The organism is Polaromonas sp. AER18D-145 (assembly GCF_002379095.1).
Lineage (GTDB): Bacteria > Pseudomonadota > Gammaproteobacteria > Burkholderiales > Burkholderiaceae_C > Polaromonas.
In genome coordinates this window covers 42900-67802 of sequence record NZ_NBZV01000012.1, presented here as the reverse complement: position 1 = coordinate 67802, position 24903 = coordinate 42900, and the positions used below count along the sequence as shown (strand labels likewise).

At 64.2% G+C, this 24903-nt stretch carries 23 protein-coding genes; 2 read left to right on the top strand and 21 right to left on the bottom strand.

What is annotated here, in order from left to right:
• Positions 1-31: 31 nt before the first annotated feature.
• From B7G52_RS08630 to rpsB, 20 genes are all read right to left on the bottom strand, one after another.
• Positions 32-469 carry a DUF4149 domain-containing protein gene (locus B7G52_RS08630; RefSeq protein WP_096697204.1) on the bottom strand — a complete coding sequence of 146 codons (438 nt, stop codon included), beginning with the start codon at positions 467-469 and terminating at the stop codon, positions 32-34.
• Between the two features lie 8 nt (positions 470-477).
• On the bottom strand, positions 478-954 hold the full coding sequence (gene greA / locus B7G52_RS08625) for a transcription elongation factor GreA (RefSeq protein ID WP_096665416.1): 477 nt from the start codon (positions 952-954) through the stop codon (positions 478-480).
• Between the two features lie 279 nt (positions 955-1233).
• The gene (gene carB, locus B7G52_RS08620) at positions 1234-4464 is read right to left on the bottom strand and encodes a carbamoyl-phosphate synthase large subunit (RefSeq protein ID WP_096697203.1); all 3231 of its coding nucleotides are present in this window, start codon (positions 4462-4464) and stop codon (positions 1234-1236) included.
• Positions 4457-5644, bottom strand: coding sequence for a glutamine-hydrolyzing carbamoyl-phosphate synthase small subunit (gene carA / locus B7G52_RS08615; RefSeq protein WP_096697202.1), 1188 nt, complete (start codon positions 5642-5644; stop codon positions 4457-4459). The genes carB and carA overlap by 8 nt, the downstream gene beginning before the upstream one ends.
• 207 nt (positions 5645-5851) lie before the next feature.
• Complete coding sequence (locus B7G52_RS08610) at positions 5852-6640, bottom strand: RNA methyltransferase (protein ID WP_096697201.1); 789 nt, start codon at positions 6638-6640, stop codon at positions 5852-5854.
• A complete protein-coding gene (gene rnhB / locus B7G52_RS08605) occupies positions 6637-7254 on the bottom strand; it encodes a ribonuclease HII (RefSeq protein ID WP_096697228.1) in 618 nt (205 codons plus the stop codon). The genes B7G52_RS08610 and rnhB overlap by 4 nt, the downstream gene beginning before the upstream one ends.
• The gene (lpxB, locus tag B7G52_RS08600; protein WP_141397411.1) at positions 7226-8356 is read right to left on the bottom strand and encodes a lipid-A-disaccharide synthase; all 1131 of its coding nucleotides are present in this window, start codon (positions 8354-8356) and stop codon (positions 7226-7228) included. The genes rnhB and lpxB overlap by 29 nt, the downstream gene beginning before the upstream one ends.
• Before the next feature lie 84 nt (positions 8357-8440).
• A complete protein-coding gene (lpxA, locus tag B7G52_RS08595) occupies positions 8441-9235 on the bottom strand; it encodes an acyl-ACP--UDP-N-acetylglucosamine O-acyltransferase (RefSeq protein WP_096697199.1) in 795 nt (264 codons plus the stop codon).
• Between the two features lie 27 nt (positions 9236-9262).
• Positions 9263-9703: a 3-hydroxyacyl-ACP dehydratase FabZ gene (gene fabZ, locus B7G52_RS08590; RefSeq protein ID WP_096665436.1), complete on the bottom strand. Its 441-nt coding sequence runs from the start codon at positions 9701-9703 to the stop codon at positions 9263-9265.
• Entirely contained in the window at positions 9700-10785 is a 1086-nt protein-coding gene (gene lpxD / locus B7G52_RS08585; protein WP_096697198.1) for a UDP-3-O-(3-hydroxymyristoyl)glucosamine N-acyltransferase, read from the bottom strand. Before lpxD ends, fabZ begins: the two co-directional genes overlap by 4 nt.
• Positions 10786-10810: 25 nt before the next feature.
• On the bottom strand, positions 10811-11317 hold the full coding sequence (locus tag B7G52_RS08580) for an OmpH family outer membrane protein (protein WP_096697197.1): 507 nt from the start codon (positions 11315-11317) through the stop codon (positions 10811-10813).
• On the bottom strand, positions 11317-13623 hold the full coding sequence (bamA, locus tag B7G52_RS08575; protein ID WP_096697196.1) for an outer membrane protein assembly factor BamA: 2307 nt from the start codon (positions 13621-13623) through the stop codon (positions 11317-11319). Before bamA ends, B7G52_RS08580 begins: the two co-directional genes overlap by 1 nt.
• A 13-nt stretch (positions 13624-13636) precedes the next feature.
• Positions 13637-14989, bottom strand: a complete 1353-nt coding sequence (rseP, locus tag B7G52_RS08570; protein ID WP_096697195.1) for an RIP metalloprotease RseP — start codon at positions 14987-14989, stop codon at positions 13637-13639.
• A gap of 13 nt (positions 14990-15002) precedes the next feature.
• Positions 15003-16190: a 1-deoxy-D-xylulose-5-phosphate reductoisomerase gene (gene ispC / locus B7G52_RS08565; protein WP_096697194.1), complete on the bottom strand. Its 1188-nt coding sequence runs from the start codon at positions 16188-16190 to the stop codon at positions 15003-15005.
• A gap of 12 nt (positions 16191-16202) precedes the next feature.
• Positions 16203-17039 (bottom strand): CDP-archaeol synthase, encoded by an 837-nt coding sequence (locus B7G52_RS08560; RefSeq protein WP_096697193.1) that lies wholly within the window; start codon positions 17037-17039, stop codon positions 16203-16205.
• Positions 17039-17788 carry a polyprenyl diphosphate synthase gene (gene uppS / locus B7G52_RS08555; protein WP_096697192.1) on the bottom strand — a complete coding sequence of 250 codons (750 nt, stop codon included), beginning with the start codon at positions 17786-17788 and terminating at the stop codon, positions 17039-17041. Before uppS ends, B7G52_RS08560 begins: the two co-directional genes overlap by 1 nt.
• Before the next feature lie 27 nt (positions 17789-17815).
• Positions 17816-18376 carry a ribosome recycling factor gene (frr, locus tag B7G52_RS08550; protein WP_096697191.1) on the bottom strand — a complete coding sequence of 187 codons (561 nt, stop codon included), beginning with the start codon at positions 18374-18376 and terminating at the stop codon, positions 17816-17818.
• A gap of 229 nt (positions 18377-18605) precedes the next feature.
• Positions 18606-19316, bottom strand: a complete 711-nt coding sequence (gene pyrH / locus B7G52_RS08545) for a UMP kinase (protein ID WP_096697190.1) — start codon at positions 19314-19316, stop codon at positions 18606-18608.
• A gap of 62 nt (positions 19317-19378) precedes the next feature.
• The gene (tsf, locus tag B7G52_RS08540; RefSeq protein ID WP_096697189.1) at positions 19379-20293 is read right to left on the bottom strand and encodes a translation elongation factor Ts; all 915 of its coding nucleotides are present in this window, start codon (positions 20291-20293) and stop codon (positions 19379-19381) included.
• Between the two features lie 115 nt (positions 20294-20408).
• Positions 20409-21161 (bottom strand): 30S ribosomal protein S2, encoded by a 753-nt coding sequence (rpsB, locus tag B7G52_RS08535; protein WP_096697188.1) that lies wholly within the window; start codon positions 21159-21161, stop codon positions 20409-20411.
• A 361-nt stretch (positions 21162-21522) separates the two neighbouring features.
• Between rpsB and B7G52_RS08530 the strand changes: the two genes are divergently transcribed.
• Complete coding sequence (locus tag B7G52_RS08530) at positions 21523-22794, top strand: D-amino acid dehydrogenase (RefSeq protein WP_096697227.1); 1272 nt, start codon at positions 21523-21525, stop codon at positions 22792-22794.
• A gap of 17 nt (positions 22795-22811) precedes the next feature.
• Entirely contained in the window at positions 22812-24383 is a 1572-nt protein-coding gene (locus tag B7G52_RS08525) for an NAD(P)H-hydrate dehydratase (protein WP_096697187.1), read from the top strand.
• Here the strand turns inward: B7G52_RS08525 and B7G52_RS08520 are convergent.
• Positions 24330-24878, bottom strand: coding sequence for a YggT family protein (locus B7G52_RS08520; RefSeq protein WP_096697186.1), 549 nt, complete (start codon positions 24876-24878; stop codon positions 24330-24332). The two genes, B7G52_RS08525 and B7G52_RS08520, sit on opposite strands and share 54 nt — an antisense overlap.
• Between the last annotated feature and the right edge of the window lie 25 nt (positions 24879-24903).

Sequence of the window (24903 nt, the reverse complement as noted above, 5' to 3'; positions counted from 1 at the left end):
AAAAAGAAGGGTGCGGTCCTGGTGACGCAGGCTATGTGTCGCTGGCTTTTGTCGTCCGGCTCAGGCACCACAGCGTCCAGCCAGCTGCCAACCATTGGGCCAGGTACATCGCGCTGCCCAGGCCGTGCCAGAGCCTGAGGTTGCCGCCGTCAGCACGTGCATTGACAATGCGCGGCGCCACGCCGAACTCCACCAGCACCGCCAGCAGCAGGCCAGCCACTACATATTTCATAGCAGCTTGCGCAGGCGAGGAAAGGGCTGTAGCCTTTTTTTTATTCAAGGCCAGCAGCAGGAGCATGGCGCAGGCCACGCTGAGCCAGGTCTGGGCCGTGAACAGTTTCGCGGCCATGGCACCGGCCGCGGCGGGGCTGGGCAGGTGAATGAACAACATCGGCACCACGACAAAACCCAGACCGGTCAGGCTGCCCCACCAGAGGGCGGCCAATACGATGCTCAAGCGTGGCTTCATGGGCCAGGCTAGATGTACATCACCGCGATGATTTCGTAGCGCCTGATGCCACCGGGTGCCTGCACCTCGGCGGTGTCGCCTTCGTCCTTGCCGATCAGCGCCCGCGCAATCGGCGAGCTGATGTTGACCAGGCCCAGCTTGATGTCGGCCTCGTCTTCGCCGACGATCTGGTAGGTCACCTTGTCGCCGGAATCCTCGTCCTGCAGCTCGATGGTGGAGCCGAACACCACCTTGCCGCCGGCATCGACTTCAGACGGATCAATGATCTGCGCGGCCGACAGCTTGCCTTCGATTTCCTGGATGCGGCCTTCGATGAAGCCCTGGCGGTCCTTGGCGGCGTCGTACTCGGCGTTTTCGCTGAGGTCACCCTGGGCCCGGGCTTCGGAAATCGAGTTGATCACCCAGGGGCGATCCACGGTCTTGAGCTGGTGCAGTTCGGCCTTGAGCTTTTCCGCGCCTTTTTTTGTAATCGGAATGGTTGCCATGGTTCAAGTCCTCCAAAAGCGAAACCGCCACCAGTCACCTGGCGGCGGCGTCAAAAAATGATTGTCCTGGTGCCAGTTTAATGCAAATCGGGTGCAGTACCCATCAGCGCAGACCCTAGCAAGCGATGTCCCCATGGACGCACGGAGTTACACGAAGCGAACGAGCGATGGCAGCCTTCTCCCCAACAGCCAGGGCCGCGGATCTGGCTTTGCCAGTCCGCAGGCGCAGCGGCCCCCCCGGGGGGGCAGGAAGCTACACGAAGTGAGCGACCGTGGGGGTCACACCAGCTGCGCGTGCAGCTCCTGAACGGAATAAACCGTCAGGTTGTCCAGGTATTTCATGCCCTCCACCGCTGCTTCGGCGCCGGCGATGGTGGTGTAGGTGGTGACCCGCGCCAGCAGCGCCGAGGTGCGGATCTGCCGCGAGTCGGCAATCGCGTTGCGGCGTTCTTCCACGGTGTTGATGACCAGCGCAATCTCGTTGTTCTTGATCATGTCCACCACATGCGGCCGGCCCTCGGTGACCTTGTTGACCACGCCGCAAGGGATGCCGGCCGCGTTGATGGCCGCGGCCGTGCCCTTGGTGGCGACGATCTCGAACTTCAGCGCCGCCAGCGCACGCGCCACTTCCACGGCGCGCGGCTTGTCGTTGTTCTTGACCGTCAGGAACACCTTGCCGGAGGTCGGCAGCTTGGTGCCGGCACCGAGCTGCGACTTCACAAAAGCCTCGCCGAAGGTCTTGCCCACGCCCATCACCTCGCCGGTGGACTTCATCTCGGGGCCGAGAATGGTGTCCACGCCGGGGAACTTGACGAAGGGAAACACCGCTTCCTTGACGCTGAAATACGGCGGCGTGACTTCCTTGCTGATGCCTTGCGACGCCAGGGTCTGGCCGACCATGCAGCGCGCGGCCACCTTGGCCAGCTGGATGCCGGTGGCCTTGCTGACAAAGGGCACGGTGCGGGATGCGCGCGGGTTGACCTCGAGCACGTAGATCACGTCCTGGCCGTCCACATGCTGGATGGCGAACTGCACGTTCATGAGGCCAACCACATTCAGGGCCTGGGCCATGGCCGCGGTCTGGCGCTTGATCTCGGTCACCGTCTCGGCACTCAGCGAATACGGCGGCAGGGAACAGGCCGAGTCGCCGCTGTGCACGCCGGCCTGCTCGATGTGTTCCATCACGCCGCCAATGAAGGTCACACCTTCGGAATCGCGGATGCAGTCAACGTCACATTCGATCGCGTCGTTGAGGAAGCGGTCCAGCAGCACCGGCGAGTCATGGCTGACCTTGACGGCTTCGCGCATGTAACGCTCCAGGTCGCGCTGCTCATGCACGATTTCCATCGCGCGGCCACCGAGCACGTAGCTCGGACGCACCACCAGCGGGTAGCCGAGCGCCGCAGCCTTTTCAAGGGCTTCCGGCTCGGTGCGGGCGGTGGCATTGGGCGGCTGGCGCAGTTTCAGCTCATGCAGCAGCTTCTGGAAACGCTCGCGGTCTTCGGCCGCGTCGATCATGTCGGGCGAGGTGCCGATGATGGGCACGCCGTTTTTCTCCAGGTCCAGCGCCAGTTTCAAAGGCGTCTGGCCGCCGTACTGGACAATCACGCCCAGCGGCTTTTCCTTGTCGACAATTTCCAGCACGTCTTCTAGCGTCAGCGGCTCGAAATACAGACGGTCGCTGGTGTCGTAGTCGGTCGAGACGGTCTCGGGGTTGCAGTTGACCATGATGGTCTCGTAACCGTCTTCGCGCATGGCCAGCGCGGCATGCACGCAGCAGTAGTCAAACTCGATGCCCTGGCCGATGCGGTTGGGCCCGCCGCCCAGCACCATGATTTTTTTGTTGTCGGTTGGCTCGGCTTCGCACTCGCTGCCCTCGCCTTCGTAGGTCGAGTACATGTAGGCGGTGTTGGTCGCAAACTCGGCGGCGCAGGTGTCCACCCGTTTGTAGACCGGGCGCACACCCAGCGCCAGCCGTTTCTCACGGATGGCGGTGTCCGTGGTCTTGAGCTGTTTGGCCAGGCGCCGGTCCGAAAAGCCCTTTTGCTTGAGTGCGCGCAGCGTCGGCTCGTCGATGTTGTCCAGCGAGGTCGTTTCCAGTTCAAGCTCGATCTTGACGATCTGCTCGATCTGCACCAGAAACCACGGGTCGATCTTGGTCAGCGCAAACACTTCGTCGACGCTCATGCCCATGGCAAACGCATCGCCCACGTACCAGATGCGGTCGGGACCGGGCGCGCCCAGTTCCTTCTCGAGCACCTCGCGGTCCTGGGTTTTTTCGTTCATGCCGTCCACGCCGACTTCCAGGCCGCGCAGGGCTTTCTGGAAGGACTCCTGGAAGGTGCGGCCCATGGCCATGACTTCGCCGACCGACTTCATCTGCGTCGTCAGGCGGCTGTCGGCCTGTGGGAATTTCTCGAAGGCAAAACGCGGAATTTTTGTGACGACGTAGTCGATGCTGGGCTCGAAACTCGCGGGGGTCGCACCACCGGTGATTTCATTACGAAGTTCGTCGAGCGTGTAGCCTATGGCCAGCTTGGCCGCCACCTTGGCAATCGGAAAACCCGTGGCCTTCGAAGCCAGCGCCGACGAGCGCGAGACACGCGGGTTCATCTCGATCACCACCATGCGGCCATCAACCGGGTTGATCGAGAACTGCACGTTGGAGCCGCCGGTGTCCACGCCGATTTCGCGCAGCACGGCCAGACTCGCGTTGCGCAGGATCTGGTATTCCTTGTCGGTCAGGGTCTGGGCTGGCGCCACGGTGATCGAGTCGCCGGTGTGCACACCCATGGGGTCCAGGTTTTCAATCGAGCAGACGATGATGCAGTTGTCGGCCTTGTCGCGCACCACTTCCATCTCGTACTCTTTCCAGCCGAGCAGCGATTCCTCGATCAGCAGCTCGTTGGTCGGCGAGGCTTCCAGGCCACGCTTGCAGATGACTTCGAACTCTTCCGAGTTGTAGGCGATGCCGCCGCCGGTGCCGCCCAGGGTGAAGCTGGGGCGGATCACGGTCGGGAAACCCAGCGTCTTCTGCACCGTCCAGGCTTCGTCCATGCTGTGCGCGATGCCGGAACGGGCCGAACCCAGGCCGATCTTGGTCATCGCGTCCTTGAACTTCAGCCGGTCTTCGGCCTTGTCGATCGCTTCGGGCGTCGCGCCAATGAGTTCAACCTTGTACTTGTCGAGCACGCCGTTGTGCCACAGGTCCAGCGCGCAGTTGAGCGCGGTCTGCCCGCCCATGGTCGGCAGGATGGCATCGGGACGCTCTTTGGCGATGATCTTCTCCACCGTCTGCCAGGTGATGGGCTCGATGTAGGTAACGTCGGCCGTGGCCGGGTCGGTCATGATCGTCGCGGGATTGCTGTTGATCAGGATGACCTTGTAGCCCTCTTCACGCAGCGCCTTGCAGGCCTGCACGCCGGAGTAGTCGAACTCGCAGGCCTGGCCGATGATGATGGGGCCGGCCCCGATGATGAGGACGCTTTTGATGTCTGTGCGTTTAGGCATTCTTGTGTTTCTCCATCAATGCCGTGAAACGGTCAAACAAATACGAAATATCGTGCGGGCCGGGCGAGGCTTCGGGGTGGCCCTGGAAGCAGAAGGCCGGCTTGTCGGTGCGGGCCAGGCCCTGCAGCGTGCCATCGAACAGGCTGATGTGGGTCGGCCGCAGATTCGCCGGCAGGGTTTTTTCGTCCACTGCAAAACCGTGGTTCTGGCTGGTGATGCTGACGCGGCCGCCGTATTTGTCGTCAGTGGTCAGGTCTTTCACCGGATGGTTGGCACCGTGGTGGCCGAACTTCATCTTGAAAGTCTTCGCACCGCTGGCCAGGGCCATGATCTGGTGGCCCAGGCAGATGCCGAAGGTCGGGATGCCGGTCTCGATCAGTTCGCGCACGGCGGCAATCGCGTAGTCGCAGGGTTCCGGATCACCGGGGCCGTTGGCCAGGAAGATGCCGTCGGGTTTGAGCTTGAGCACGTCGGCGGCGGGCGTCTGCGCCGGCACCACCGTGATGCGCGCGCCGCGCTCGGCCATCATGCGCAGGATGTTTTTCTTCACGCCAAAGTCAAAGGCCACCACATGGAATTTCGGCGTGATCTGCACGCCGTAACCCGAGCCCAGCTTCCACTCGGTCTGGGTCCATTCGTAGGACTGTTTGCAGCTGACCACCCTGGCCAGGTCGAGGCCGGCCATGGCCGGTGCGCTGCGGGCCACGAGAACCGCTTGTTCAATCTGTTCAGGCGACACCTCCTCGCCCGGGGGCAGGGCCAGGATGCAGCCGTTTTGTGCGCCCTGGGTGCGCAGCATGCGTGTCAGCTGGCGCGTGTCAATGTTGGCGATCGCCACCGTGCCTTCCCTGACCAGGTACTCGGACAGGGTCATGGTGCTGCGGAAGTTCGACGCGATGAGCGGCAAGTCCTTGATGATCAGTCCGGCGGCATGGACTTTTTGCGCCTCCACATCTTCGGCATTGACGCCGTAGTTGCCGATATGGGGGTACGTGAGGGTGACGATCTGCTGGCAGTAGCTGGGATCCGTGAGGATTTCCTGGTAGCCGGTCATGGCGGTGTTGAACACCACCTCACCGACTGTGGAGCCCACCGCTCCGATGGAATTGCCGATAAAGACCGTGCCGTCTGCGAGCGCCAGAATGGCGTGAGGGGTATTTCCCTGTAGAGACAAAAGCACTGGGTTCTCCGGGTTGGTTACGGTTCGCCCAAGCGTGCACAAGAAACGTCTCCGAGAAGACTCTTGCGGGCTGCTTTTGTGAGGGTGTTGGCTTTGTGTGCGCTTGGGCGAAGCTGTGTTTTGAAAAGCCCCTGATTATAGCTTGAGGAGGACGGGGACTTATGCATGAAAGGCATGCAGTCCTGCCAGGAACGGGGTTGACCCGGGCTATCCGGCTGCCGCCAGCGAGCTCGCGTACAGGCAAATGGCCGCGGCAGCCGCCACATTGAGCGACTCCTCGCCGCCCGGCTGGGCGATGCGCACCTTCAGGCTGGCCCGGGCCATCAGGTCGTCGCCGACGCCCTGCCCTTCGTGCCCCATCGCCCAGGCACAGGGCATGGGCAGGGTTTGCTGGTGCAGGAAAGCGCCGTCATGTGAACTGGTTACGATGATGGGAACGGTCAAGCCGTCCAGCGCCTGCGGTTCCACACCCTCAAGCAGTTGAAGCCCGAAATGGGCGCCCATGCCGGCCCGCAGCACCTTGGGAGACCACAGTGCCGCCGTGCCGCGAAGCGCGATCACCTGGCTGAAACCAAAGGCCGACGCGCTGCGCAGCATGGAGCCGACATTGCCGGCATCCTGCACCCGGTCAAGAATCAGCGAGGGCGCCCCCGGCGACAGGGCCTTTGGCGCCGGCAGATCGACCACAAAACCCATGCGGGCCGGCGACTCCAGCCCACTGATCTCGGGCAGCAGGGCATCGGAGATCACTATGGTTTTGATAGCTGCCCGCGCCCATTCGGCGGTGGCCATAGGCCAGAATGACTCTGAAAATACAGCGATCGCCGGTGTCAGCCCGCGCAGCAGCGCGGCACGGCACAGGTGGTCGCCCTCCAGCCAGACCCGTCCCTGCTTGCGGTAGGCCGTGCTGTCCTGTGAGAGCCGGCGCAAATCCTTGACCAGCGCGTTGTCGCGCGAGGTGACAAACACAGGCGCCGCCGGCGCAGGCGTACTCAACGCAGGACCTCGGCCACGGGGCTGAAAGACCGGCGGTGTTGCGGACAGGCGCCATGCTCGCGCAGCGCAGCCAGGTGTTCGGCCGTGCCGTAGCCCTTGTGGCCGGCAAAACCGTATTGCGGGTATTCGAGATGGAACTGCTCGCACCAGCGGTCCCGGTGCACCTTGGCCAGGATGGATGCGGCGGAGATGGCCGGCACCAGCGCGTCGCCCTTGACGATCGCTTCGGCCAGCATGCTGAGCACCGGCAGCCGGTTGCCGTCGACCTGCACTTTGACGGGTTTCAGGCGCAGACCCTCGACCGCGCGTTTCATCGCCAGCATGGTGGCCTGCAGGATGTTGAGCCTGTCGATTTCCTCGACGCTGGCCTGGGCGATCGAGCAGCACAGCGCCTTGGCGAGGATTTCCTCGTAGAGCTGTTCCCGGCGCCGCGCCGTCAGCACCTTGGAGTCCGCCAGGCCCTTGATGGGCTGAAGGTCGTCCAGAATCACCGCGGCAGCCACCACCGGGCCGGCCAGCGGCCCGCGGCCGGCCTCGTCCACACCGGCCCACAGTCCGGGCGTGTCCCAGGAGAGGGTGACCTGTTCAGCCTTCAAGAATGTTCTGGATCGCATCGGTGGCCAGTTGGGCGGTATCGCGCTGCAGTTCGTGGTGCAGCTGCGTGAATCGTTGTTCGACAGCAGCTATTTTCTCGGGTGCGGAGATTTTCGCATCTATCCATTGCAGCACCGCATCGGCCAGCGCCTGCGGCGTGGCGGCATCCTGCAGCAGTTCGGGCACGACAAAATCACGGCACAGGATGTTGGGCAGGCCTACCCACGGCTGCAGCTTCTTGCGGCGCATGATCTGCCAGGACAGCCAGTTCATGTTGTAGGCAATCACCATGGGGCGCTTGAACAGCGCCGCCTCCAGCGTCGCGGTGCCGCTGGCAATCAGCGTGACATCGCAGGCCGCCAGCACCGTGTGCGACTGCCCGGCGACGATTTTCACCTGCGCCAGCATACCCGCGTCCTGCGCCGCCCGCTCGATCTGCTGGCGCAAGGCGGGCACCGCAGGAACTACTATTTTAATAGCAGGCTGCGCCCTCTGAACAAGGGCTGCAGCCCGAAAGAACCTTTTTGCCAGGTATTGGATCTCGGAGCGGCGGCTGCCCGGCAACACGGCCAGCACCAGATCGCCCGATGCCAGGCCCAGCTGTTGCCGGGCCGCCGCCTTGTCCGCCTGCATCGGGATCATGCCGGCCAGCGGGTGGCCCACGTAGGTGGCGGCAATGCCGTGTTGCGCCAGCAAGGCCGGCTCGAAGGGAAAAATGCACAACACGTGATCGACACTGCGGCGGATTTTTTCGACGCGGTCGGCGCGCCAGGCCCAGACCGAGGGGCTGATGAAATGAACCGTGCGTATGCCGGCGGCCTTGAGGTCGGCCTCGAGGTCGAGGTTGAAGTCGGGTGCATCGACGCCGATGAAAACATCGGGCCGCATCTGCAGCAGCCGTTCCTTGAGCTGCTTGCGGATGCCGACGATTTCGCGGTAATGCCGCAGCACCTCGACATAACCGCGCACCGCCAGTTTCTCACTGGGCCACCAGGGCGAAAAGCCGCGGCCGGCCATTTGCGGCCCGCCGATGCCGACCGCCGTCAGCCCGGGCCAGCGCGCATGAAACCCGTCAAGCAGCAGACCGGCCAGCAGGTCCCCCGAGGTTTCGCCGGCGACCATGGCCATGCGGGGAGCGTTTGTCGCAGAGGACTCGGCCGCCTCTGTACGGCCGGGCACAGGGGTTGGTACACCGGACATCGTCGCCTACCGGACGATGCCGCGCTGCGGTGAGGTGCCGGTCAGAAAGGCCAACATCGCCTGCACATCAGGCGCCGCTTCGGGATGCCCGACAGCCAGCTCTGCAATACGCGCCTTCGCCTGCTCCAGCGTCAGGTCCTCACGGTACAGGGCCTTGTGCATGCCCTTGACGGCCGCAATGCGGTCTGGCGTGTAGCCGCGCCGGCGCAAGCCCTCGTAGTTCATCGAACGCGCCTCGGCGGGCTGGCCCTGGCACATCACGAACGGCGGCAGATCGGCAAACAACAGCGAACACATGGCGGTCATGCTGTGCGCGCCCAGCCGGACAAACTGGTGCACGACGGTGAAGCCGCCCAGGATCACCCAGTCGCCGACATGCACATGGCCGGCCAGCTGCGAGTTGTTGGCGAAAATCGTGTGGTTGCCGACATCGCAGTCGTGCGCCAGATGCACGTAAGCCATGATCCAGTTGTCGTCGCCGACCCGCGTCACCCCGGTGTCGCCGGGCGAGCCGATATTGAAGGTACAGAACTCGCGGACGGTGTTGCGGTCGCCGATGACCAGTTCGCAGGGCTCCCCCGCATACTTCTTGTCCTGCGGAATGGCCCCCAGCGAATTGAACTGGAAAATGCGGTTGTCGCGCCCTATCGTCGTGTGGCCCTCGATGACGCAATGCGCGCCAATCGTCGTGCCGGCCGCGACCTTGACGTGCGGGCCGATCACGGTGTACGGCCCCACGCTGACACTGCTGTCGAGCTGGGCCTGGGGATCAACCAGCGCTGTGGGATGGATGCCTGTCACGGAAAAACCTTCTCTTGCCGGGACAGATCAGGCGATGGTGCGCATGGTGCACATCAGCTCGGCCTCGCAGACCATGTTGTCGTCGACCCGGGTCACCCCCTTGAACTTGAACACGCCGGCCTTGAGCCGCTCCAGCGTGACTTCCATGATCAGCTGGTCGCCGGGCTCCACCGGCCGCTTGAAGCGCGCGCCATCAATGCCGGCAAAGTAATACACGGTCTTGTCATCGGGCGTCACACCCTGCATGTCGAAGGCCAGCAAGGCGGCGGCCTGCGCCATGGCTTCGAGCATCAGCACACCCGGCATCACCGGCCGGTGCGGGAAGTGCCCGGTAAAAAACGGCTCGTTGATCGTGACGTTCTTCAGCGCCTTGATGCGCTTGCCTTTTTCGAGTTCCAGCACACGGTCCACCAGCAGGAAGGGAAAGCGGTGCGGGAGCTGCTTGAGAATTTGGTGAATGTCCATCATGATTTTTCTTCGGTCTTTCCAGAGGCTTTGTCAGTCGTTTGCTCGAGCGCCTTGAGACGTTCACGCAAAGCGTGAAGCTGCTTGAGTGTGGCTGCATTTTTTTCCCACTGCGCATTGTCGTCGATGGGAAACAGCCCGGTGTAATGCCCCGGCTTGTGAATCGAGCGGGTCACCACCGAAGCGGCGGAGATATGCACATGGTCGGCCAGGCTCAAATGCCCCAGCACCACCGCACCGCCGCCCACGGTGCAATGCGCACCGATGGTGGCACTGCCCGCCACCCCGGCACAGCCGGCCATGGCCGTGTGTGCGCCCACGCGCACGTTGTGGCCGATCTGCACCAGGTTGTCCAGCTTGACGCCGTCTTCGATCACGGTGTCCTGCAGCGCGCCCCGGTCGATGCAGGTGTTGGCACCTATCTCGACATCGTTGCCGATGCGCACGGCGCCCAGCTGTTCGATTTTTTCCCAGCGGCCGGCATGCGGCGCGAAGCCGAAACCGTCGGCGCCGATCACGGCACCCGGGTGGACAATGCAGCGCTCGCCGAGGGAGCAGCCGTCCGCCACCGTCACGCGGGCCGACAGGCGTGTCCCGGCGCCGATGTGGACATGGCTGCCGATCACGCCGTGCGCGCCCACCTCGACACCGGCGTCCAGCACCGCATGGGCGCCAATGCAGGCAAAAGCGCCCACCGCCACCCCGGCTGCCAGGCGGGCCTGGGGGTCGATGAAGGCGCTGGGGTGGATGGCGGGCCCGCCGGTCGCACTGGACGCGCCGACATGCGCATGCTCACGCTTCCAGAGCTGGGTGATGCGGGCAAAGTAGACATACGGGTCATCGACGATGATGCAGGCGCCGCGTTGCATGGCCGCCTCGGCGGCGCCCGGCCCCACCACCACACAGGCGGCGGCGGACTGGGCGAGTTTGCCCTGGTATTTCGGGTGGCTGAGGAAAGTCAGCTCGGCCGCACTGGCCGATTCGAGCGGGGCGAGCCGCTCGACCAGGACATCCGGGTCTCCCACCAGCCGGGCGTCAAATTCACCCGCCAGCGCTGCAACAATGTCCCCGAGTCTGAGCGTCACACCTGGCGTGTCCCTGGATGCAGGCTTATCTGGCGGCGTTGAGCGCCCTGATCACCTTGTCGGTGATGTCGTGCTTGGGGTTGGCGTAAACCGCTTCCTGCAGGATGAGGTCGTACTTCTCAGCTTCGGCAACGGTCTTGACGACCTTGTTGGCGCGCTCAATGAGTTGCTGCAACTCTTCACTTTTGCGCGCGTTGAGGTCTTCCTGGAATTCGCGGCGTTTGCGCTGGAATTCCCGCTCCTGCTCCACAAGCTGCTTCTGGCGGGCCACCCGCTGGCTCTCCGACAACGTGGGGGCCTCGCGGTCAAACTTGTCAGCCGCTGATTTGAGCTGCGTCTCGAGGGCCGCGATATCCTTCTCACGTTTGCCGAACTCCTGCTCCAGCTTGGCCTGGGCCGCCTTGGCACTGTTGGCTTCGCGAAAGATGCGGTCAATGACGACGACGCCGATCTTGAAGTCCTGCGCGCCTGCCGCAGACGCGGCCAGCGCCATCACGGCAGCGAGGAGGAACTTGGATGAAAAGGATTTCATTAGAAGGATGTACCAATCTGGAATTGCAGTCTCTGGATTTTATCCGTCGGCTTCTTGTTCAAAGGATGGGCAAACGCCAGGCGCAGGGGCCCGAGCGGCGAAATCCAGCTCACGCCAAAACCCACCGATGAGCGCATCTCGCCGAGTGAATATTTCTCATTCTCGCCAAACACATTGCCCGCGTCCACAAAACCGAAGAGGCGCAGGGTCCTGTCGTTGCCCGCGCCGGGAAACGGCGCCAGCAATTCGGCGTTCAGTGTGATCTTTTTCGGTCCACCGATGGAGTTGTTCTGGCTGTCACGCGGGCCCAGGGTGCCCGGCTCATAGCCGCGCACCGAACCCAGGCCGCCGGAATAGAAATTCTTGAACACCGGGAAAGGTTGTCCGTTCAGGCCCTTGCCCCAACCCAGTTCGGTGTTGAGCGCAATGGTGAACTGCTTGTTCAGCGGGATGTACTGCTGGAACTGGTAGTTGCTGCGCAGGAATCGGGCGTCACCGGCAACGCCCCAGTCGCCGTAAACGCGCTGGAAACGCCCCTTGGTCGGGACGATGGCGCTGTCGCGCTCATCGCGCGACCAGCCAATGGTCAAGGGCACGGAGTTGCTCTTGGCGCCAAAGGTGTTGACATAGGTCTGATAGACCGCCGGGAGGTTGGTGCCGGAAATGTCGATCTGCTCCACGCCGCCGCCGAAGTACACCGTATCGACTTCACTGAACGGCACGCCGAAACGCATGCTGGCGCCGGTGGTTTTGAGTGCATAGTCGGTGTTCACCACGCCGATCTGGCTGCTGTAGGGCCGCGAGGTGCGGGTGTACACGTCGATGGTCCGTGAAATGCCGTCGTTCGTGAAATAAGGGTCCACGGTGCTCAGCACCATTTGCCGGTTGTACTTGCCGGTGTTGACCTCCAGGCCCAGGTAGTTGCCGGTGCCAAAAGCATTTTCCTGCTTGAAACCGAACACCAGCGACAAGCGGTCGGCGCTGGAAAAGCCGGCGCCGAGCTGCAGGTTGCCCGTGGGTTTTTCCGCCACGGCCAGGTTCAGGTCCACCTGGTCGGGCGTGCCCGGCACTTCCTGCGTGTCGATATTGACTTCGGTGAAAAATCCGAGGCGGTCCACGCGGTCTCGCGACAGGCGGATCTTGTCGCCGTCGTACCAGGAGGCCTCGAACTGCCGGAACTCCCGGCGCACCACTTCATCGCGCGTGCGGTTGTTGCCGCTGATGTTGATGCGTCGAACATAAGCGCGGCGCGAGGGCTCGCCCTGCAGCACAAACGCCACGCGGTTGTTGGCCCGGTCGATTTCGGGCTGGGCCTCGACCTTGGCAAAGGCGAAACCGAAACTGCCGTAATACTCGACGAAGGCCTTGACGGTCTGGGCCACCTGGTCGGCGTTGTAGGGCTCGCCGGGCTTGATGGTGACCAGCGACTTGAACTCCTCCTCGCGCTCGAGGAAGTTGCCTTCGAGCTTGACACCGGAGACCGTGAAACGTTCACCCTCGGTGATGTTGACGGTCACCGAAATATCCTGTTTGTTCGGGGAGATGGCGACCTGGGTCGAGTCGACCTTGAACTCCAGGTAGCCGCGCGTCAGGTAGTAGGAGCGCAGGGTTTCGATGTCTGCATTGAGCTTGGCCCGCGAATAACGGTCCGACTTGGTGTACCAGCTGAGCCAGCCGCCGGTGTCCAGGTCGAACAGGCCGCGCAAGGTGGACTCGCTGAACACCTTGTTGCCGACGATGCGGATTTCCTTGATCTTGGCGACATCGCCTTCGGTCACGCTGAAGGTCACATTGACCCGGTTGCGCTCGATCGGGGTCACGGTGGTCACCACCTCGGCGCCGTACAGGCTGCGGTTGATGTACTGCCGCTTGAGCTCCTGCTCGGCGCGGTCTGCCAGCGCCTTGTCGAAGGGCCGGCCATCGGTGAGCCCGATTTCGCGCAGCGCCTTCTTGAGTACTTCCTTGTCAAATTCCTTGGCCCCGACGAAGTCCACGTCGGCCACCGTCGGGCGCTCCTCGACGATCACGACCAGCACATCACCGCTGACTTCAAGCCGCACGTCCTTGAACAGGCCCAGCCCGAACAGCGCGCGGATCGCACCAGCCCCCTTGTCGTCGTTATAGGTCTCACCGACACGGAAAGGCAGCGATGCAAAAATGGTTCCAGGTTCAACGCGTTGCAGGCCTTCCACGCGGATATCGCGCACGGTGAAAGGATCCACGGCCCAGGCTGCATGCGCGATGAGAAAGCTGGCCACCACCGCGGAAACGCTGCGGACCTTGAATCGTTTGATTTGTTTTTGCATGAAAAGTATGGAGTTAACCCAAAAGCCGGGAGACATCGTTAAACAGGGCAACTGACATCATGCCCAGCAGGATTGCAACGCCACCGCGCTGCAACCGGTCCATCCACGCGTCAGACACGCTTTTGCCGGTAATCGCCTCCCAAAGATAATACATCAGGTGCCCCCCGTCCAAAACCGGCAGCGGCAGTAAATTGAGCACACCCAGACTGACGCTGATCAGTGCCAGAAACAGCAGATAAGCCGTCCAGCCGATGCTCGCCGACTTGCCGGCGTAGTCGGCAATCGTCAGCGGCCCGCTGAGGTTTTTCAGGGAGGCCTCGCCGATGACCATCTTGCCCATCATTTTCAGCGTCAGCGCCGAGACCTGCCAGGTACGGACCACGCCCTGCCACAGGCCATCGAGCGGGCCGTACCGCACCGTCACCATGGCCGGCGGTGCGCCGACATAGGCGCCAATGCGGGCGATCGACCGGCCGGCCTCCTGCCTGATCTCGGGTGTGACCGGCACATCCATCGCCTGCCCGGCCCGCTCAATGCGCCAGGTCTGGGTGCCGCTGGAAGCCCGGATGGTTTCACGCAGTTGCGGACCATCGACGATGGCCAGGCTGCCGATGCGCAGCACCAGGTCGCCGCTGCGCAGGCCCGATTTCTCGGCGGCACCTCCGGCCATCAGCTCGCCGATCACCGGCTGGGTCCAGGGGCCGATGATGCCGATCTTGCGAAACAACTGGGCATCGGCGTCGGCGGCCTGGAGCTGGCCCAACGGCAACACCAGTTCTCGCGACGCGGCCGCAGCCGCATCGGGTCCGCCTATCGCCAGCCGCACGTCGCGGCCGTTCAGCGCGCCCTGGGTCAAGAGCCAGCGCAGCTCCTCGAAAGAACGCATGTCCTGCAGGGCCTCGCCGTCCAGGGCCGCCTGCTGCACCCGCTCGCCACCGCGCAAGCCGGCGCGCTCGGCAATGGACCCGGCCACGGGGCTGGCCAACACGGGCTCGGGCTCCTGCAGACCGCTCCAGTTGACGATGGCATACAGCACGATGGCCAGCAACAGGTTGGCTGCCGGCCCGGCTGCCACCACCGCTGCACGCGAACGCAACGGTTGGGTGTTGAAGGCCAGATGGCGTTCTGCCGGATCGACCGGTCCTTCCCGCTCGTCCAGCATCTTGACGTAGCCGCCCAGCGGCAACATGCCAATGGAAAATTCGGTGGGGCTGTTTTTGAGGCGCCAGGTGTAGATCGGCTTGCCAAATCCGACGGAGAACTTCAGGACCTTGATGCCGCAGGCCACGGCCACGCGGTAGTGCCCGTACTCGTGGACAGCAATCAGGATACCCAGGGCAACAACAAAGGCGACCAAGGTCAGCATGGAAAAACTCCTGTCAAGTCGTCAGATTGCCGGCGATGCGGGTGGCCGCGGCGCGCGCCTGCGCATCCAGCGCCAGCAAGTCCCCGATGCCCCGGATTTCAGAGGCGCTCACGGTGTCCAGAGTTCCACGGTTCACGGCGTGAATCTGGTCGAAGCGTATCCGCTTTTCAAGGAAAGCGGCCACCGCCACCTCGTTGGCGGCGTTCAGCACCGCCGTGGTGCCGACAGGCGCATCGAGCACCTCCCAGGCCAGCGGCAAGCCGGGAAAATGCGCATTGTCAGGAACCGCGAATGTCATGGTGGCCAGCGCCCGGAAATCGAGCGCCTGCGCACCCGAAGAAATCCGCCCCGGCCAGGCCAGGCCGTAGGCGATCGGCACCCGCATGTCGGGCGTGCCGAGCTGCGCCACCACCGAGGTGTCGCGGTATTGAACCATCGAATGAATGATGCTTTGCGGATGAATCACCACCTCGATCTGCGCCGGCGCCAGACCGAACAGGTAGCGTGCCTCGATCACTTCGAGCGCCTTGTTCATCATGGTGGCCGAGTCCACCGAAATCTTGCGGCCCATCACCCAGTTCGGGTGGGCGCAGGCCTCGTCGGGCGTGACATCGCGCAGCGTGGCCGGCGCCCGGGTGCGAAACGGCCCGCCGGAGGCGGTCAGGATGATCTTGTCGATGCGCTCCAGCCAGGCCGCCGGGTCTTCCGGCAGGGACTGGAAGATCGCCGAGTGTTCGCTGTCGATGGGCAGCAACTGCGCCCCGCCCTCGCGCACGGCCTGCATGAACACCTCGCCGCCGACCACCAGCGCCTCCTTGTTGGCCAGCAGCAGCCGCTTGCCGGCGCGCGCGGCGGCCATGCAGGCCGCCAGCCCGGCCGCGCCCACGATGGCCGCCATCACGGTATCCACCCGCTCATCCGATGCTATCATTTCAAGAGCATCCGGCGCAAGCAGGACTTCGGTTAAAAGCCCGTTGTCCTTCAAGCTTTGGGCCAGGAGGCGGGCATGCGGGGCGCTTGCCATGACGGCGTACGACGGTTTGAAGCGCAGGCACTGGGCCAGCATCAACTCGGTCTGCGTGGCCGCACTGAGCGCGAAAACCTCAAAGCGGTCGGGGTGGCCGGCAATCACGTCCAGCGTGTTGACCCCGACCGAGCCGGTCGAGCCCAGCACCGTGATACTTTGTTTTTTCAATGGCATGGGATGGGATGGCTAGACGGTGATCAGCATCATGGCCAGCGGCAGCACCGGCAACAGCGCATCGACCCGGTCCAGCACGCCGCCGTGGCCCGGCAGCAGGCCACTGGAATCCTTGGCGCCGGCGCTGCGCTTGATCAGGGACTCGACCAGGTCGCCCACCACGCTGAGGGCCGCCAGGAACACCATGGCCAGCAACGTCACGGCGAAGCCGTGCTGCGCCGCCAGGCGCGCATACAGACTCTCACCGGTGGCATCGAGCAGCAGCCAGGCGATACACAGCACCAGCACCCCCGCCATGCCGCCCCAGACACCCTCCCAGCTTTTGCCGGGGCTGATCGACGGGGCCAGCTTGCCCTTGCTGAAGCGCCCACCCAGCGCCTTGCCGGCGAAATAGGCGCCAATGTCGGCGACCCAGACCAGCAAGAGCACCGACAGCAGAAACTCGATGCCGATGAAACGTGCCTGCGCCACGGCCAGCCAGGCCAGCCAGAGCGCCAGCACACCCACCACCAGGCGCACGGTGCGCGGAATGCGCGACCAGCCGGCCACGCCGCCACGCAGCAGCCAGGCGCCCGCCAGCACCCAGCCTGCGCCGGCCAGTCGCCACAGCAAGGGCAGCGGTTGGTCGAGCAGCCCCAGGTCCCAGGACATGCCGCACAGCACCACGCAGGCAAAACCGGCCATCAGCGCGCTGAGCTGGCCATAACCGTTCAGGCGGGCCCACTCCCAGGCACCCGCGGCGATCAGCACTAGGGCGACCACGGCAAACGGCACCGGGGTGCGGTAAAAAAGCGCCGGCAGCAGGATGGCCAGCATCACCAGCGCCGTGATCACGCGTTGCTTGAGCATCAGGCAGCCTTCATGTCGGGGTTGGGGTTGGAGTTTGACGAGACGACTTGCGCGGAGGTCTGGCCAAAACGCCGCTCGCGGCTGCGGTAGACCGCGATGGCGTCGTCGAGCGCCGCCTCGTTGAAGTCAGGCCAGAGCTTGTCGGAAAAATGCAGTTCGGAATACGCCGCCTGCCAGAGCAGGAAATTGCTGATGCGCAGCTCGCCGCCGGTACGAATCACGAGGTCCGGGTCGGGCACATGGGCCAGCGCCAGCGCACGGTCCAGCGCCATTTCGGTGATCTCCTGGCCCGCGGCAGCCAGCTTGCGTGCCGCCTGCGCGATGTCCCAGCGACCACCGTAGTTGAAACACACATTGAGGATCAGGCGCTGGTTGTCCGCGGTGGCCTGCTCGGCCTGATTCAGCCCGGCCTTGAACTTGTCGGACAGGCGCTGCCGGTCGCCGACAAAATGCAGTTGCACGCCATTGGCCTTGAGCGAGGGCACTTCCCTGGCCAGCGACAGCGCCAGCAACTCCATGAGGCCGGAGACTTCGTCCGGTGGCCGGTTCCAGTTCTCCGAAGAAAAGGCAAACACGGTCAACACGCCGATGCCGCGGGCCATGCAGGCCTGCACGCAGCGGTTCAGCGCGCCCACCCCCTGCTTGTGGCCGGCGATGCGCGGCAGGAAACGCCGCGTGGCCCAGCGGCCGTTGCCGTCCATCACGATGGCGACATGGTGTGGAACGGCGGTGGAGCTTGGAGTGGCCATGTCAGCGATCAGGCCGGTGCAGCGGGATCAAACCGCCATGATGTCTTGTTCCTTGCCTGCGACCAGCTTGTCGACTTCGGCAATGAAACGGTCGGTGAACTTCTGCACTTCGTCGTGGGCGCGGCGCTCGTCGTCTTCCGACGCCAGCTTTTCCTTGACGAGTTTCTTGACGCCGTCGTTCGCATCACGGCGCAGATTGCGGATGGCGACCTTGGCGTGCTCACCTTCGCCACGGACCACCTTGGTCAGCTCCTTGCGCCGCTCTTCGGTCATGGCCGGCATCGGCACGCGAATCAGGTCTCCCTGGGACGCCGGGTTGAGTCCAAGGTCGGAGTCGCGGATGGCTTTTTCAATCTTGGCGCCCATGCCTTTTTCCCAGGGCGCGACGCTGATGGTGCGCGCATCGAGCAGCGCCACATTGGCAACCTGGCTGATCGGCACCATGGCGCCGTAGTAGTCCACATGCACGGTGTCCAGCAGTCCGGGGTTGGCACGGCCGGTGCGGATCTTGGTCAAGGCATGCTTGAAGGACTCCACCGACTGCTGCATTTTCTGCTCGGCCTGGCTCTTGATATCGGGAATGCTCATGATTGAAATCTCCGGAGGATTCTTGTTCTGCAAAGTCTAGTACTGCAACCCGAAAGTAGCGGAACAAAATGAAAGTGATGGATTCGCGCCCAGGGCAAGGCGCAAGCCGCAGCGAAGGCTGGCCGCCTTCGCAAGGGTTGCAACGCCGCCGTGGGTGCGAAGACGCGCTTTCATGTTTCGATATTTTCGGGTTGGAGTACGAAAGGGATGGCATGCACACCGGCAGGCTTCAGACGTGGACCAGCGTTCCCTCGTCTTCGCCCTGCACCACGCGCTTGAGCGCGCCGTGCTTGAAGATGCTGAAAATTTTGATTGGCAGTTTCTGGTCGCGGCACAGCGCAAAGGCGGTGGCATCCATGACTTCGAGGTTTTTGCCCATGGCCTCATCGAAGGTGATGTTGGTGTAACGCGTGGCCGAAGGGTCTTTCTTCGGGTCCGCGCTGTACACGCCGTCAACCTTGGTGGCCTTGAGCACGATCTCGGCCCCGATTTCCGCGCCGCGCAGGGCGGCCGCGGTGTCGGTCGTGAAGAAAGGATTGCCGGTGCCCGCTGCAAAGATGACGACCTTGCCCTCTTCGAGGTATTGCAGGGCCTTGGGGCGCACATACGGCTCCACGATGCGTTCGATGCCGATCGCCGACATGACACGCGGCGTGAGGCCGGCCTTGTCCATGGTGTCGCCCAGTGCCAGGGCATTCATCACGGTGGCCAGCATGCCCATGTAGTCGGCCGTCGCGCGGTCCATGCCGACCGAGCCGCCGGCCACGCCCCGGAAAATATTGCCGCCGCCGATCACGACAGCCACTTCCACGCCCATGCGGGTGATGTCCGCAATTTCCTCGACCATGCGCACAATCGTCGCGCGGTTGATGCCGAAGGCATCGTCTCCCATCAAGGCTTCGCCTGAAAGTTTCAACAAGATTCGCTTGTAGGCTGGCATGGGGGAGTTCCTGTCGTTTTTATGGGCGTAAGTTTAGCGGCCTTTCGGATCAGCAGGCGCAATCAGGCCGCTTTGGCGGCGGCCACCTGGGCGGCCACTTCAGCCGCAAAATCGTCGACCTTCTTCTCGATGCCTTCGCCGACAACATACAGCGTGAAAGCCTTCACGGTCGTGCCTTTTTCCTTGAGCATCTGCTCAACGGTCTGCTTGTCGTTTTTCACGAACGGCTGGTTGAACAGGGACACTTCCTTGAGGTATTTCTGCACGCCGCCGTCGATACGCTTGGCAACAATTTCGGGGGACTGCACAGGCTTGCCGGCGGCGGTGGCCACCGCGGCATCCTCGGCAGCCTTGGCGGCAGCGACCGAACGCTCGCGGGCCACCAGCTCGGCAGGCACCTGGTCGCTCGACAGCGACACCGGCTTCATCGCGGCCACGTGCATGGCGACGTCCTTGGCGGGCACTTCGTCGCCTTCGTACTCGACGACCACGCCGATGCGCGTGCCGTGCAGGTAGGAGGCCAGCTTGCCGCCTTCAAAACGCTTGAAGCGGCGCACGCTCATGTTTTCGCCGATCTTGCCGATCAGGCCCTTGCGCACGTCTTCCACCGTCGGGCCGAAACCGTCCAGGCTCAAAGGCATGGCACCGATCGCGGCCACGTCGACCGGGTTATTCTTGACGATGCCCTTGACCACCGCGTCGGTGAAAGCCAGGAAGCTGTCGTTCTTGGTGACGAAGTCGGTTTCGCAGTTGATCTCGACCAGCGCGCCCACGGCACCTTCGCTGTGGAAAGCGATCACGCCCTCGGCGGTGATGCGGGAGGCAGCCTTGCCAGCCTTGTTACCCAGCTTGACGCGCAGGATCTCTTCGGCTTTTTCGAAATTGCCTTCGGCCTCGGTCAGTGCCTTCTTGCACTCCATCATCGGTGCGTCGGTTTTTGCGCGCAACTCTGCGACCATGCTTGCTGTGATTGCCATCTTCAGTTCTCCGTATGTCGTGTTGACTTCAAATAAAGGGGGGTGCCTTTGGACAAGGCTGTGAAAAAGGGGCTACGCGAGCCCCTTTTTCGCGTCAGGCGCAGGGCCGCGACGATCAGGCTGCGGCGTTTTCCACTTCGACGAATTCGTCGGTGCTTTCGGCGGAAGCCATCTTGACGACTTCATTGCCGGCAGCGGCGCGGCCTTCGATGATCGCGTCGGCGATGCCGCGGGCATACAGCGCCACGGCCTTGGACGAGTCGTCGTTGCCCGGGATGACGTAGTCAATGCCAATGGGGGAATGGTTGGAATCGACCACGCCGATCAGCGGAATACCCAGCTTCTTGGCTTCGAGCACGGCGATCTTGTGGAAACCCACGTCGATCACGAAGATGGCGTCGGGCAAGGCATTCATGTCCTGGATGCCGCCGATGTCTTTTTCCAGCTTTTCCATTTCACGCTTGAACGTGAGCTGCTCTTTCTTGCTCAGGGTGTCGAGACCGACTTCCTGCTGGGCCTTCATTTCCTTGAGGCGCTTGATCGAGGTCTTGACCGTCTTGAAGTTGGTCAGCATGCCGCCCAGCCAGCGCTGGTCGACAAAAGGCACGCCGGCGCGCTTGGCTTCGGCGGAAACGAGTTCGCGCGCCTGGCGCTTGGTGCCGACCATCAGGATGGTGCCGCGGTTGGCGGACAGCTGCTTGGCGAACTTCATCGCGTCCTCGAACATCGGCAGCGATTTTTCGAGGTTGATGATGTGGATACGGTTGCGGTGGCCGAAGATGTACGGGGCCATCTTGGGGTTCCAGAAGCGGGTTTGATGACCGAAATGGACGCCGGCTTCCAGCATTTCACGCATGCTTGTTGACATAGAGATACTCCAAAGGTTGTGTCTAAAATCAGCGCTTATCACCTGAAAGCATGGTTAAAAGCTCCCGGGCAACACCTTGAATGGCTGATTTGCGATTTGCTGCACGACGGCGGAATTGCCTTTCGTACAGCCTGCTGAGTATAACATCCCTGCCTGTGCCAACGTCCCCGCCCGAGCCCTGCCACGCCCCATCCCCTGTAGCCGGCCGCGCACCGGCCAGGGTTTCCGGTCCCGTCGACACTTCAAAAACAATAGCAGCACGCGCTTTTCCCGCGCTGGCTTGCATCCGATTGAGCCCCAGAAACATGAACCCACCGACTTTCTGCCCCAGCCCCTGTCTCCACCCTGCGGGGACGGCCCCATGAGGGTCGCCGTCATCGGCGCCGGCATCATCGGCATCACCACCGCCTGGGAGCTCGCTCAGGATGGCCACGAGGTCACCGTTTTCGAGCGCCGGGGCGCGGCCGCCGAAGAAAGCAGTTTTGCCAACGCCGGCGTGGTGGCACCAGGCTACGTGACACCCTGGGCGGCGCCCGGCATGCCGGGCAAGGTGCTGGGCCACCTGCTGGGCCGCCACGCCTCGGTCAGGCTCAGCCTGCCGCTGTCCGGCCGTGAGCTGGCCTGGATGTGGCAATGGTGGCGCGCCTGCCGGCTGGAAACCTACCTGGCCAACCGGGCCCGCCTGCAGCGCCTGGCCTTTTACAGCCGGGCGCGCCTGCACCAGATCACCGCCGAACGCCAGTTCGAGTACGACCACAGTCCCGGCTACATGGTGCTGCTGCGCGCGGAACGGGACGGCCAGATGGTCGAACCCGGCCTGCAGTTGCTGCGTGATGCCGGGGTCAGCTTCCGGCAGATCGGCTCCGACGAGGCGCGCCGGATCGAGCCGGCGCTGAACCCGGACACGCCCTTGCTGGGCGCGATTCACCTGCCCGACGACGAAGTGGCCAACTGCCGCCAGTTCGCCCTGCTGCTCAAGGCCGAGGCCCAACGCCTGGGTGTGACTTTTGAGTTCAATACGGCCGTAGCCCAGATGGACCGTACGCAGCCAGCTACTTTTTTGATAGCAGACAAAACGACGCCGCGCAACTTTGACGCGGTGGTGCTGTGCGCCGGTCTGGCCTCGGCCTCGCTGCTACGGCCGCTGGGCATCCGGATTCCACTGGCAGCGGTGTACGGCTACTCCCTGAGCGCGCCGCTTCGCGAGCCACTGAACGCGCCGCGCAGTGCCCTGATGGACGAACGGTACAAGGTCGCGATCTCGCGCCTGGGCAACCGCGTGCGCGTGGCCGGCAGCGCCGAAATCGGCGGCCGGCCCAACAAAAAGAGTGCCGCGGCCCTCCAGACGCTGTACAAGGTGCTGCAGGACTGGTTCCCGGGCGCCGCCCACACCTCCAACACCACCACCCATGTGCAGGAATGGAAAGGCGTGCGGCCCATGCTGCCGGACGGTCCGCCCATCCTCGGCGCCAGCGGCCTGCCGGGCCTGTGGCTCAACCTGGGCCACGGTTCCAGCGGCTGGGCGCTGAGCTGCGGCAGCGCGCGGGCCGTCGCCGACCTGGTCGCCGGCCAGGCGCCGGAGATTGACCTGGAAGGGCTGGACCTGAGCCGGCTCAAGTCCCCGGCCGTCTGAAGCTGCACAATCGGCCCATGCAAGCCGTCGCCCCTGCCCTCAGCCTGCCGCTCCACGGGGTGGCCGCCACGCGCCTGCTGGAGCAGCAGGCGGCAGCCCACCTGGCGCCCCACACCCTGATGCAGCGCGCAGGGCTGGCCACCGCGCGCCTGGCCCTGGCGCTGGCGCCGCACGCGCAGCGCATCTGGATCGCCTGCGGACCGGGCAACAACGGCGGCGACGGCCTGGAAGCGGCCATGCACCTGCACCAGTGGGGCAAAACCGTGGTGGTGACCTGGCTGGGCGCGCAAAACGAGGCCCGGGTGCCCGCCGATGCGCTGGCCTCGCTGGTGCGCGCCCGTGCGGCCGGCGTGCCCTTTGCCAGCGCGCCCCCGGCCGGCTTTGACTTCGCGATCGACGCCCTGCTGGGCATAGGCGGCGCCCCCCGCCCTGCGGCGCCCTCGGGCCGGACCGATCTGCTCGGCCAGTGGCTGGCGCTGCTGCGGGCCAGCGCGCAGCCGGTCCTGGCAATCGATATTCCGAGCGGGCTGAACGCCGATACCGGTGCATTGATTGCTCCTGAATCGATAGCTACCCGCGCTTTACCGTCAAGGGCTGGTGCCCGATTTACCTTGAGCCTTTTGACGCTGAAACCGGGCTTGTTCACGGCCGCCGGCCGCGACTTGGCCGGGCAGGTCTGGTGGGACGACCTCGGCGTCACCCCTGCATCGGTGCTGGCGCCCGACGCCTGGCTGCTGGGCCGGGACCGTGCCGGGGCGCACCACCGGGCGCAGGCGGCGCACGCCAGCCACAAAGGCAGCTTTGGCGATGTCGCCATCCTCGGCGGGCAGTCCAGCCCGGAAGCCGCCACCCACATGAGCGGCGCCGCCCTGCTGGCCGGGCGTGCAGCCCTGCATGCGGGCGCCGGCCGGGTGTTTGTGGCCCTGCTGGGCGGCGCCGGCCTCACCGTGGACCCGCAGCAGCCCGAGCTGATGTTCCGCAGTCCCGCGGCGCTGGACCTCAAGGCCCAGGTGCTGGTCTGTGGCTGCGGCGGCGGCGACGCCGTGGCCGGCGTGCTGCCGCGTGTGTTGTCCGGCGCGCAGGCGGCCGTGCTGGACGCCGATGCGCTCAATGCCATCGCCGCCGACACCCAGTTGCAGACCCAGCTCCAGGCCCGCCAGGGCCGCGGCTACCGCACGGTCCTGACGCCGCATCCGCTGGAGGCCGCGCGCCTGCTCGGCAGCAGCGCAGCCGCGGTGCAGGCTGACCGCCTGCAGGCGGCGCGGCAGCTGGCTGAACAATTCGGCTGTGTGGTGGTGCTCAAGGGCTCGGGCACGGTGATCGCCGTCCCGGACCAGGTCAGCGCCATCAACCCCACCGGCAACGCGCGCCTGGCCACGGCCGGCACCGGCGATGTGCTGGCGGGCATGGTGGGTGCCCGGCTGGCCGACGGACAGACTGCATTTGACGCCGCCTGCAGCGCCGTTTTCCAGCATGGCCAGCTGGCCGATGACTGGCCGGCGGTCCACCCGGGGCAGACACTGACCGCTTCCCTGCTAGCCCAGGATCATCAGGCCGATCTGCAGCAAGAGCAGCAGCACCAGCGCTGACAGGTCCACCCCGCCGATCGCCGGGATGATGCGCCGCAGCGGCGCCAGCAACGGCTCGGCCAGCCGGCCCAGCAGGCCATACATGGGCGAGCCGGGCTGCAGCCAGGAAATGATGGCGTAAACCAGCACCACCATGAAGGCCAGTTGCAGCGCGACACGCAGCAGCATCTTCAGGCCCATCAACAGCAAAGCCGGCAGCATGGCCAAAGTCAGGTTCAGCAAGGCTCCGAACAGGGCCGCCCACACCAGCGCGTACACCAGCGCCAGCAGGAAGGCGGCCAGCACACTGGCCCAGTCCACGCGCGACTGCGCCAGCGCCTTGGGCAACACGCGCCGCAAGGGCTTGACCAGCCAGTCCGTCACGGCCATCACAAAGTAGCCGGGCTGCGCGCTCATGTTGATGCGCAGGCGGTTCATCCAGGCACGCATCAGCGCCGCGCCTATCAGCACGAAGAACAGGCTATCCACCAGAAAGGACAGGATGCGGATCAGCATGGTTGTTTGTTCCCCGGCAGGGCTG

Bases quoted from the DNA above. Each gene is read 5' to 3' on its own strand.
- B7G52_RS08580 (WP_096697197.1), bottom strand. From the start codon at position 11,317: ATGAAATCCTTTTCATCCAAGTTCCTCCTCGCTGCCGTGATGGCGCTG.
- fabZ (WP_096665436.1), bottom strand. From the start codon at position 9,703: ATGATGGACATTCACCAAATTCTCAAGCAGCTCCCGCACCGCTTTCCC.
- lpxB (WP_141397411.1), bottom strand. From the start codon at position 8,356: ATGGTCGCCGGCGAAACCTCGGGGGACCTGCTGGCCGGTCTGCTGCTT.
- carB (WP_096697203.1), bottom strand. From the start codon at position 4,464: ATGCCTAAACGCACAGACATCAAAAGCGTCCTCATCATCGGGGCCGGC.
- B7G52_RS08560 (WP_096697193.1), bottom strand. From the start codon at position 17,039: ATGCTCAAGCAACGCGTGATCACGGCGCTGGTGATGCTGGCCATCCTG.
- rnhB (WP_096697228.1), bottom strand. From the start codon at position 7,254: ATGCGATCCAGAACATTCTTGAAGGCTGAACAGGTCACCCTCTCCTGG.
- B7G52_RS08525 (WP_096697187.1), top strand. From the start codon at position 22,812: ATGCAAGCCGTCGCCCCTGCCCTCAGCCTGCCGCTCCACGGGGTGGCC.
- rseP (WP_096697195.1), bottom strand. From the start codon at position 14,989: ATGCTGACCTTGGTCGCCTTTGTTGTTGCCCTGGGTATCCTGATTGCT.
- pyrH (WP_096697190.1), bottom strand. From the start codon at position 19,316: ATGCCAGCCTACAAGCGAATCTTGTTGAAACTTTCAGGCGAAGCCTTG.
- B7G52_RS08530 (WP_096697227.1), top strand. From the start codon at position 21,523: ATGAGGGTCGCCGTCATCGGCGCCGGCATCATCGGCATCACCACCGCC.
- frr (WP_096697191.1), bottom strand. From the start codon at position 18,376: ATGAGCATTCCCGATATCAAGAGCCAGGCCGAGCAGAAAATGCAGCAG.
- ispC (WP_096697194.1), bottom strand. From the start codon at position 16,190: ATGCCATTGAAAAAACAAAGTATCACGGTGCTGGGCTCGACCGGCTCG.
- rpsB (WP_096697188.1), bottom strand. From the start codon at position 21,161: ATGTCAACAAGCATGCGTGAAATGCTGGAAGCCGGCGTCCATTTCGGT.
- B7G52_RS08630 (WP_096697204.1), bottom strand. From the start codon at position 469: ATGAAGCCACGCTTGAGCATCGTATTGGCCGCCCTCTGGTGGGGCAGC.
- greA (WP_096665416.1), bottom strand. From the start codon at position 954: ATGGCAACCATTCCGATTACAAAAAAAGGCGCGGAAAAGCTCAAGGCC.
- bamA (WP_096697196.1), bottom strand. From the start codon at position 13,623: ATGCAAAAACAAATCAAACGATTCAAGGTCCGCAGCGTTTCCGCGGTG.
- tsf (WP_096697189.1), bottom strand. From the start codon at position 20,293: ATGGCAATCACAGCAAGCATGGTCGCAGAGTTGCGCGCAAAAACCGAC.
- uppS (WP_096697192.1), bottom strand. From the start codon at position 17,788: ATGGCCACTCCAAGCTCCACCGCCGTTCCACACCATGTCGCCATCGTG.
- B7G52_RS08520 (WP_096697186.1), bottom strand. From the start codon at position 24,878: ATGCTGATCCGCATCCTGTCCTTTCTGGTGGATAGCCTGTTCTTCGTG.